Annotated in this window: 6 protein-coding genes and 2 pseudogenes; 2 read left to right on the forward strand and 6 right to left on the reverse strand. The window is 61.6% G+C overall.

Annotation, left to right across the window (positions count from 1 at the left end; all coding sequences use genetic code 11):
- Positions 1-185: 185 nt before the first annotated feature.
- Both EHH60_RS32815 and EHH60_RS32820 read right to left on the reverse strand, forming a co-directional pair.
- On the reverse strand, positions 186-1,388 hold the full coding sequence (locus tag EHH60_RS32815) for an IS91 family transposase (RefSeq protein ID WP_124163430.1): 1,203 nt from the start codon (positions 1,386-1,388) through the stop codon (positions 186-188).
- A gap of 11 nt (positions 1,389-1,399) precedes the next feature.
- Entirely contained in the window at positions 1,400-2,275 is an 876-nt protein-coding gene (locus EHH60_RS32820; RefSeq protein ID WP_199752326.1) for a tyrosine-type recombinase/integrase, read from the reverse strand.
- A 379-nt stretch (positions 2,276-2,654) separates the two neighbouring features.
- Between EHH60_RS32820 and EHH60_RS32825 the strand changes: the two genes are divergently transcribed.
- Both EHH60_RS32825 and EHH60_RS32830 read left to right on the forward strand, forming a co-directional pair.
- Positions 2,655-3,848 carry a DUF418 domain-containing protein gene (locus tag EHH60_RS32825; RefSeq protein WP_245454646.1) on the forward strand — a complete coding sequence of 398 codons (1,194 nt, stop codon included), beginning with the start codon at positions 2,655-2,657 and terminating at the stop codon, positions 3,846-3,848.
- Between the two features lie 405 nt (positions 3,849-4,253).
- Entirely contained in the window at positions 4,254-4,529 is a 276-nt protein-coding gene (locus tag EHH60_RS32830) for a cupin domain-containing protein (RefSeq protein ID WP_245454647.1), read from the forward strand.
- Positions 4,530-4,918: 389 nt separating this feature from the next.
- Here EHH60_RS32830 and EHH60_RS32835 read toward each other — a convergent pair.
- From EHH60_RS32835 to EHH60_RS32850, 4 genes and pseudogenes are all read right to left on the reverse strand, one after another.
- Positions 4,919-5,951, reverse strand: a pseudogene (locus EHH60_RS32835) (IS110 family RNA-guided transposase).
- A gap of 82 nt (positions 5,952-6,033) precedes the next feature.
- Positions 6,034-6,747 (reverse strand): ParB/Srx family N-terminal domain-containing protein, encoded by a 714-nt coding sequence (locus EHH60_RS32840; protein WP_124163433.1) that lies wholly within the window; start codon positions 6,745-6,747, stop codon positions 6,034-6,036.
- Positions 6,748-7,054: 307 nt separating this feature from the next.
- Positions 7,055-8,125 (reverse strand): annotated as a pseudogene (locus EHH60_RS38300) (Ulp1 family isopeptidase); the annotation flags it as partial.
- Between the two features lie 308 nt (positions 8,126-8,433).
- Entirely contained in the window at positions 8,434-9,756 is a 1,323-nt protein-coding gene (locus EHH60_RS32850) for a hypothetical protein (RefSeq protein WP_158626798.1), read from the reverse strand.
- Positions 9,757-10,069 lie beyond the last annotated feature (313 nt).

Raw genomic sequence — 10,069 nt, forward strand, 5'->3', positions numbered from 1 at the left:
GGATCGAGCCGGTCCAACGCGTTGCGCAACGGTGAAGTCGCTGACGAATGCGCGGCGGATGGCATCGGCTCCCGCACATTGTCCGACGATTTGCGCCGACTGGTGGATATCTGGGCGCGCTCTGCCGTGGCCGGTCGAGGGCCAGCGGGCGCGGCGAGCGGATTTGCGGGATTGCTGCGGCACGGTCATGAGGTGTCGATCCTGATGTGGTTCGTTCTAGCTGTCGGCCGATGCCGTGGCATTGCACCGCGCGCGAAGACTTCGATGATGATCATGCGACCGCCGCAGCATGGACAAGCCGGCTTGCTGGGATCGACGGTGGCCGCGGTGGGCTGACCTTCAGGTTTTGCAACGGCAAGCAGCTCACGGGCGCGTGCGATGTTGCCGGCGCAGGCATTTTTGGCGAACAGGCCGTAGTGGCGGATGCGCAAGCCCTTGGGCAACACGTGGATGAGGAAGCGGCGGATGAACTCGAAGTTCTCGAGCGTCATCTGCTTGTAGTTGTAGCGATCGCGGCCTTCGATGCGATAGTCCTTCCACTTGAAGGTGACGCCCTGCCTGTCGAAGCCGATCAGGCGGCTGTTGGCGATGGCGACGCGGTGGGTATACCGCGACAGATAAGCCAGCACTGCCTCTGGCCCGCCGAATGGCCGCTTGGCGTAGACAACCCATTCGGCCTTGCGCAGCGGTGCGAGATAAGCCGCGAAGGATTGCGCCTCGGCGAGATGGGCGTGATCGCCGAAGAAGCTCAGTTGGCCGGCTTGGTGGGCAGCGACGAGCTTCTCCAGGAACACGCGCCGGAAGAGGCGGGAGAGTACGCGAATGGGCAGGAAGAAGCCCGGCCGACACGACACCCAGCGCTGGCCGTCAGGCGAGATGCCGCCGCCCGGCACGATCATGTGCACGTGGGGATGATGGGTCAGCGCCGAGCCCCAGGTGTGCAGCACGGCGGTGATGCCGATCCTGGCCCCCAGATGCTTCGGATCGGCGGCGACCGTCAGCATGGTCTCGGCCGAGACTTTGAACAGGAGATCATAGACCACGGCCTTGTTCTGGTAGGCGATGTCGGCGATGGCCGCCGGCAGCGTGAACACCACGTGATAGTACGGCACCGGCAGCAGCTCGGCCTCGCGGTCGGCAAGCCAGTCCTTCGCGGCGGCGCCCTGGCACTTCGGGCAGTGCCGGTTGCGGCAGGAGTTGTAGGCGATAGTCGTATAGGCGCAGTCCGCACAGCGCGCGACATGGCCACCAAGGGCTGCCGTGCGACACCGCTCGATCGCCGACATCACCTTGAGCTGCTCGAGGCTGACATGGCCGGCATGGGCTCGACGCCATGCCGGGCCATGGCTGCGGAAGATGTCCGCAACCTCCAGGGCCGGGCGCGACATGCGTCTTGGCGTCAGCCGGGCGGCCGGATCTCCTTGAGCTTGAGCGCGATGTGCTCCAGCGGGCTCATGACCTCGCTGATCGTCTTGGTGGCGACGCGGGTATAGAGCGCCGTGGTGTCGAGCTTGGCGTGACCGAGCAGCACCTGGATCACGCGGACGTCGATGTTCTGCTCCAAGAGGTGGGTGGCGAAGCTGTGCCGCAAGGTGTGCAACGAGACGCGCTTGTTGATCTCCGCCATCTGGGCAGCAGCGTGACAGGCGCGGTTGAGCTGGCGCGTGGTCATCGGCTGGGCCGGATCGCGGCCCGGGAACAGCCAGCCCTGCGGGCGCGCCGCCTTCCACCATGCCCGCAGCAGGTCAAGCAAGCTGGGCGAGAGCATGACGTTGCGGTCCTTGCCGCCCTTGCCCTGCTCGACGCGGATGATCATGCGCTTGCTGTCGATGTCGGAGACCTTGAGTGAGATCACTTCGGTGGCGCGCAGGCCGGCGCCATAGGCTACGCTCAGCGCCGCCTTGTACTTGAGCCCCGGTGCGGCAGCGAGTAGCCGCGCCACTTCCTCGACGCTGAGCACCACCGGCAGCTTGCGCGGCTCGTAAATGACGTGCGTATGCTCGACGATCTCGTGGCGCTTGAGCGTGACCCGGAAGAAGATTCGCAGTGTCGAGACGGTCTGATTGATGGTCGGCACGCCGACGCCGCTCGCCGTCAGATGCAGCTGATAGCGGCGCACGTCCTCGAAGCTTGCCGTATCGGGCGAGCGCCCGAGAAACGCCGCGAAGTTCTTGACCCTTTGCACATAGTCATGTTGGGTCTTCGGCGCGAACTTGCGGATCGTCGTGTCTTCGATCATGCGCCGGCGCAACGGGCTCATTGCCTCGTCGGTCATGGGGATGCTCCTGTCTTGAGTGAGGTTGTTGCAACCCCTCAATCTCAAGACAGGACGCCCTTGGCGCTATCGGCTTGGCCACCCTGCTTGCCGCAGCGGCCTACCGCGCGAGCGGTTTAGTCCCTTGTGTCATAGCGGATATGGCCGGACTTGCTGCTGGCTCAACCGCGTCGAGAATTACCCGAACCGGACCTCGGCGGTGCCATCCGGACCACATCGACTGGAACCGGCAAAACCCCGAACGCCCAATTCAGGTAGTTTGACGCGGCACGAGGCAGGATTCTAAGTCTCTCCACCGGAAATGGGGAGTCCTGCGATGTCCAGCGGAAGCATCGGCTCACGCAGCGCGCCAACGTCGAGTGAAGCGCCTCCAAATCCTATGAGCCCGTCGGAGCGGCTCGACGCGATTGACGTGCTGCGGGGCTTGGCCCTGTTCGGCGTGCTCGCCATGAACATCGTCACCATATTTCGGGTCTCCTTCTACGCGCCGTTCTTGCCGAACGCGGAGCCGGCGGGGCCGCTCGACCGGGTGGTGGCGGCTGTGCTGAGGGTCGCCGTCGACTCGAAGGCGGTTGCGCTGTTCTCGCTGCTGTTCGGCGTCGGCCTCGCCATCCAATTCGAGCGGCTTCCCGGCGATGCGCGGCGCATGATCTTGCTCATGCGCAGGTTGGTGGTGTTGCTGGCGATAGGCCTGGTGCATCTCTATTTGATCTGGAACGGCGACATTCTCGTCGAATATGCGCTGGAGGGCTTCGTGGTGCTGCCCTTCCTCGGCGGCGCGCGATGGCTTATGGCGGGTGCAGCCCTGCTGCTCCTGGGGCTCTACGTGAGCATGCCGGTGCTACCGCCGATCGTGCCGCTGCCGGGAGCAGCCGAGATGGCCGCTCTTGCCGCGGACGCGATGCGTGCCTACGGCACGGGCGGATTTTTCGATGTGCTCGCGTTCCGGATCCGCGAGGTGCCGGCCATTTTTCCGCTGCAGGTCATGGTCTTTCCGCGCACTGTCGCGCTGTTCCTGGTCGGCGCCTTCGCGTGGCGCAGCGGCGTTTTGCGTCGGGCTTCGGCGAACCGGCGCCTGCTGTTCGTCGTCGCAACCTTTGGCATTCTTCTCGGCGGCGGATTGAGTCTCGCGGCAGCAGGACAAGAGCTCTTCGATTGGCCGTCGCTCGGGCGCGCGCATCTTCCGGTAGAACGGCTGGGCGGCGTCGTGTTGGCCCTGGGCTATGCGGCCGCAGTCATCGCCACTGTGAACCTCTCGGGCGGGCGGAGGATACTGGGCTGGGCGGCGCCGGTTGGCCGCATGGCGTTCACCAACTATCTGGCGCAATCTGTGATCTGCGGCTGGATCTTCTACGGCTATGGTCTAGGCCAATTTGGCCGCCTCGGCGTGGCCGCGACACTGGCGATCGGCATTTTCGTGTATGTCGCGCAGGTGGTGTTCAGCGCGTGGTGGCTGCGCCGCTATCGGTTCGGTCCTGTCGAGTGGCTCTGGCGCTCGTGCACGTACGGGGTGCCGCAGCCGATGCGGGCAACGGTCGATTTAGCCATCATGCGCGCGACGATAGCAGATTGATGCGGGCCCCAGATACCCAAGCAGCGTTCTGCTTCAAGCGGAAGCCGCCCAAGCGGGTACGGCTGGTTTGGCCCGTGGTGGCCCTAATCAGAGCGCCGCAAGGTCTGCTTCCTGAGGCGAGCCGAAAAGGGCTATGCAAGTTAGTCAAGGCAGCCTTTTAGCCGAAACGGCCCCGTCATGTTCACAGTTGCGGGGGGCTGGCCTCCAGCACAACCTTGCCGTTAGGCGTAAATTCCGACAAGCTGGGAAGGGCAGACCGGGACAAGACCCATTTTTTACCAGAGGCTACTTTCCATGAAGGTCATAATCGCAGCCGCTTTGGCTTCAATGTTCGTGACTACGACAAGTGCACAGGACTCCCCATTTCGAAAGGAGTTGAAGCGAGGTGACCTAACGGGCACGAACATGGAAATCGTCACCATCATCAGCGAGATAAAGCCCGGCGAGACATCGATGCTGCATATCCATCATGGTGACGAGCCGTACTATTTTCTTGAGGGTGGTCTTATCGAGTTACCCAATGGAAAGCAGGTGGCTATTCCGACCGGCGCCGTCGGGATGAATGTTCGGGATGTGCCTCATGGAGCTTACAAGCTCGTTGGCGATAAGACGCTGAAGGTTCTGACGGTGCATATCTTCGAGAAAGGCAAGCCCCTTTATGATAAGCCACCGCCAAAATAGCAGGCGCCTGGCGTCTCGTGGACCAAAGCGTCATTTCGCTGCGCTGCGGTAGTTGGTCAGTGTCGGGGCGTAGCGGACGTCGAGTAAGCCGCACCCCCAACCCGCAACACCAATCATCGATCGGTGAGTACGCTCTGTAATGGGCCCGATGATGTCAAGCCTCCCGAGTGAACGTCACGCCGCCGAGCTCATGCTTCTGTCCGTGGTCAACGCCTGGCCGCCACATCATGCTGTCAGAGGGAGCGGTGAGCCATCTAGATGCGCGTGGTTCGTCAGATGACGGCCACTGGGCGTGTAACGGCTTCACCGGATCCACCGTCCCGGCGACGGGACTTCGGGCACTGGGCTTCAGTTCAGCCCGGTTGCGTTCTTAATCTCCTCCACCTGTTCTATGCTGCGATCGGCCCCGCTTCAGCCCATCGGTAAGTTGTGCCGTCGACCCAGACCCGATGCAGGATCACTGCGAGCTTACGTGCCAGGGCGACTTTTGCGCGCTTCGAGCCTCGCCGCTTGGCGACGTCCATCCCCCAGCGCTTGAGTTTTGAGAACCGCGTTATGCGCGATAGCAGAACGTTGGCGGCCTCATACAGCACCGTGCGCACTATCTCGTCGCCGGCCAGCGTGATCCCGCCCGTGACGTCCTTTTCTCCGGATTGGTACTTCTTTGGCGTGAGCCCGAACAGCGCGCCTGCTGCCTTCGATTTTACGATGCGATGAGGGTCATCACGCCGATTTGTAGGTAACAGCCACCAGGGGACCAACGCCCGGCACTGTCATGAGCCGGCGACAAACCGCATCGTCACGCACAATTGCCAGCACAGCCTTGTGTAGCCTTCCGTACTCTGCCTTCAGGGCAGATCGCGCCGAAAGCATCGCTGTAGCAATGCGCTCCAATGTCGCCTGACCCGCAACTAACTCTCGGATCCGCGCTTCGAAAGTCTTCCGCGTCACCGGGCCAACCTTCAGCCCAAAGCCACGCAAAATCCCGCGGATACTCAACTCCACGTCGATCAGCCGCCCGAGAAGCTGTTTGCGTGCGATCAGGAGGGCCCGGATCTCCTGAGCATCGACCGACTTTGCGTGTACCGGCCGGAACCATCCCATCCGGATCAACTGGGCGATTCCGCGTGCATCCTTGCGATCAGTCTTCACCGTCATCGCAGACAATGCGGCCTTCACATGCCGCGTTTCGAGCAGAACCGTTTCGACCCCTGCTCTTTTCAAACCCGCATGCAGCCATTGCGACAGCGGCCCCGCTTCCAGCCCGATCCGCTTTACTGCAAAGCCAAGCCTCTCGAAAAATTCGGCTAAGGCGTCGGGTTCGCTCGCTACCTTCGCCTCCTTCAAGATCTTACCCTGGGCATCCACAACGCATACGCTCGACAGTTCCAATGACACGTCAATTCCGGCATAGTTCTCCACGGCTGTCCTCCGTCTCCAGATGCTTGGGGCCGACTCAGGTCGTGACCCCGTTTCATCATCTATCGGGGGACGGCCACCATCATCACCCCTTGCTCGGAGCAGGGCCCATTACCGCATCTAGATATTCCGCGCAGATTGCGGCGAGCGCATTGCCTTGCGGCGATCGGTTGGGATTGTCCGGATCGCGCGGCTTGGTCGCCCTGGCGATGGCTCGCTCGAAGATCCCGAATTGCTCGCCGTACAGAATGAACGTCATGTCGCGGAATGGCGACCGATCGCCGTCCGGCAATTCGGGCATCTGCTCTAACTCGCCGACGCCGACCGAAAGCTTCGATAGCTCGTCCTCCTTGATCCCGGTCAGCGCGATCTCAAAACCGCCCTCGACCAAATCGCTCAATTCGAGCCGCAGCATCTCGTCATCCCAATCAGACGCATCGGTCAGCCGACTGTCCGCGATGACATAGGCGCGCTTCTGCTGATCGCTCCACCCGCGCGCCACGATGACCGGCACCTCGGAGATGCGGAGGAGTTTGCCCGCCGCCAGTCGGCCGTGCCCGGCTAGAACCATTCCGTCATCCGCCGCGAGGATTGGCATCGTCCAACCCCATTCGCGAATCGACGCTGCAATTTGCTCGATCTGCTCGGCCGAATGCCGCCGCGAATTCCGTTCATATGGCCGCAAGCGATCGATGGGCCATGTTTCCATGGCCCGCATGCCGACTAGGACATCCATGATTTGCCGTCTTCTGCGCTGTAGGAGGCAGCAGGGCTGCAGGTGATCGAAATATCTCGTCACGATTCGCGCCGGATCAACTCCGGCAGAATGGTCTCTCCAGGAAGCCGCCCGCCTGGCCTTGATGCATAGCACAATTCGCTTTTCTAGCCGCTGGCGGCGTTGTGAACCTTCTTCACTGCCTACTTAACGGCGCCGACCCTTACAGGTCCTCCTGCATTGAGTCTGATTTCGTGCGCTTGCTCGCGGCGACGTGGGACGCGCCTAATCGTCGGGCGCGTCCCTAGCCGCAACGCACTCGACGGGGGCCGGTCCTGAAACGCCGCCAAAACCCTGCAGATCGACACGGCTGCGGACGGGCGCATCGCCATCAACCCCTAAGCCGGTCCCGGAGTGCCTGCCGATTGGCGACGAGGTTGTCGAGGTGCAGCGGCTCGTCTTGTGGCCGCTCTCCTTGCGCCAATCGTCGAACCAGCTCCCGTGTGCCGTCCACCACGAACACGCCGCAATCATAGCCGTTCTGCTGCGGGGCCATGCCGGCTCGCTGCAGAAAAGTCACGCCTAGCCGTGCTGCGAGCCGTTCTGCAGGCCCGTCATTGTGTCCCTGGACGGAATCGTAATGATAGGCGACCGGCTGTCGTTCCGGGCGGCGATCTATGAGTAGCAGCGACCAATGGGTGCCATTAGGATCGGTCGCACCGGCATCGTTCACTGGCAGGAATAGGAAGTGGGCGACATCATTGTCATCCCGATCATAGATGATGCGCTGCAATGCGCTGAGCGCGTCGCGCTCGGCGCCCCAACTCAACTGAAAGGCAATGAGAGGATCGACGAACCGCGTTCCGGCGGCAAGATTCGGATGATTCACTTGCAACTGCTGCGTCAGGAGCTCGTAGTCCCTCTGGATATGCTCGTCGCCGAGCCATTCCGTGGCGCCGAGAGCCCGCCCGCTACGGTCGTGGGATGAGGTCGCCGGCGCTGGCGCGGCTTCATCAGCAGCTCGAGGATGATGGATGAGGTGAACGTCGTTGGGTCCCTTCGGTCCCAAAACGGCCGTGTAGCGTTCGCCGCCAATCTCGTAGTTCATGATTGGATGTTCCGCGACAGGCAAGAAGTCCCACTTGCCCAACGTGGACAGCATCATGTCGGGGGCCGGCTGGGAGCGATGAGAAAAATCCTTGGGAACGGCAAACGAAATATCGAATGTATCGCCCACAGCGGGAGACCGCAGGTGAATGAGCCGAACATCATCGGGCCCGCCCGGTCCCAGCACGGCCGTGTAGCGTTCACCGCGAATGTCGTAGGTCTTTGCGGGCTCTGCTACATCCGGCAACAGACCCCAGCGGCCCAGCTTGGACCGCATCATACCCGGCGCAGGCTGGGTGCCGTGGGAGAAGTCCTCGGGAACAGACAAAGACGCATCAAAAGTCTCGCCGAGCGCTGGGAACACCGCCTCAGCCCTGTCGGACGCCGGCGCGGCTTGCTCCATCCTGCGTGAAGCCAGTGCTGGCGAAGCTTGATTCCCTAACGGCGCGCTGGGCTGCGGAGCGTTTTCCGACCGAGGATGGAGCAGGAAGCTCTGCCTGGTCAGCCCCATTGGCACCAACGGCGACGTGTTACGGTCCACGAAGCTGGTCGGTCGGTTCTCCCCGCTCGGCAGGACGCTGCTCCTGCTCGGTGCAGCAGGTTGTTCATGCCCGCTGTGATGCATTGTGGGCTGCCTCTCCAATTCCTGGAGGGGAGCCCACATCAGCACGCCAGCGCCTGCATTGAGGTCGTTTGGATTGACGGGGACTTGCGGCAGAGCGGAATGATCATCCAGCAGTCGGCGAACTTTCGCAGGAGGGAACTCTTCTGGATAAACGTGATTCCCTCTGGCTCTAGGGAGAAGGGCGGCTGAGCGGGGTGGTCGCCTAGCCGTCCCTGAATTTCCGCGCGAAGCTCATGTTCCAGCCGCTCAAGTTCGGATGGATCGGTCGGCGGCTCCTCGGCCTCATCATCGAACAGTGCCCAGACGTCCGCCGGAACTCCATCCAACCTGGGTGATGGGACAGCATGGCCGCTTCGCTCCTGAGACGCGCCCGCACCGGAAACCCGCTCGGCACCCCGAATCCTTTTTAACGCCGGCACTAGATTTCTGTCTCCCGGGAACAACTTCCGAGCAAATTCTCTGCGCGCAGCACTGTCTAGCCCCGATATCGTGTGGCCCGCAGCGTTAAGCGCGTTAGAAAATCTGCGAAAACTTAAATCATACAGAGCAGCGGTGCTCGTGCCGATTCCGCTGAGATCAAGCCGTTCTAAGAGGTGCGCGTCTTCCGCTGAGGGGGCAACGGGCGGCCGTCCGGCGTGATTAGCGACATAGGCCGGATCAAGATACGCACTAACAGCGTTCAACCCAGCCAACATAGCCTTTTCGACGGGAGAGTTGGAAAAGTAAGTCTTGACGTGATCGACCAGGGACTGGTGGTCCCCTAAATCAGTCGTTTGGCCACGAGCGCGGAGATCATTCACGAGTTGGCGAAGTGCAGAAGTATAATTGGCAGCCGTTTTCGGACGTAGGTTCGTCTGAGCCGCCCATTGAGCAATCGCTTTATCGATAAGGTACTGTTCTTCTTCAGACAAACGTGGATAGCGACTACCGGCAGGATCAAGATACGCGCGAAGGGCGTTCAACCCAGTCAACATAGCGCTTCGGGTGCTGGGATTGGAAAAGTAAGTGTTGACGTGATCGACCAGGGACTGGTGGTCCCCTAAATCAGTCGTTTGGCCACGAGCGCGGAAATCATTCACGAGTCTGCGAAGTGCTTGAATATAAGTGGAAGCCGAGGATGGACTTAGGTTCCTCTGAGCCGTCCATTGAGCAATCGCTTTATCGATAAGGTCCCGGTCTTTTTCAGACAAATCCGGATAGTAATTGCGATTAACCCGCTTAGGGGCAGCGGGAGCGCCCTGACTCGCGTCCGCCAAGTGCTGCTCAAAGCCCTCTTGCCCGGCCTGCGTCTCTTCCGAGACGTCGTGCTGCACCTGCGACCAAGCTGTTACGTTGGATGGGTCAAAGTTCTGTCGGTCCATGCTAGCCTCACGTCCAAGATCACCTGAGCAGACTCCAAGGGTCTGTACCTAATTAGCGAACTCTGATTCCCTCGCAGCGGGTTGATTCCACGCGGGGGACTTCTAGTCTGCGCGAGCTTTCGAGAAGCTGACAAGGCCACGTAGAGCCGCAGCAGGATGTTGCTCGGCCCGCCCGGAGAGCCGGTCCCGGAAATCTGGACAGGGCGATAAGTGGAGTTTCTGCCTGACGGCGGGCAAGATTGTCCCGCGAATCAGGAGAGACGATGAGCAAACGAGCCCGCCGGCAGCACGCACCGGCATTCAAGGCCAAGGT

It is taken from the genome of Bradyrhizobium sp. RP6, from assembly GCF_003837805.1.
Classification (GTDB): Bacteria; Pseudomonadota; Alphaproteobacteria; order Rhizobiales; family Xanthobacteraceae; genus Bradyrhizobium.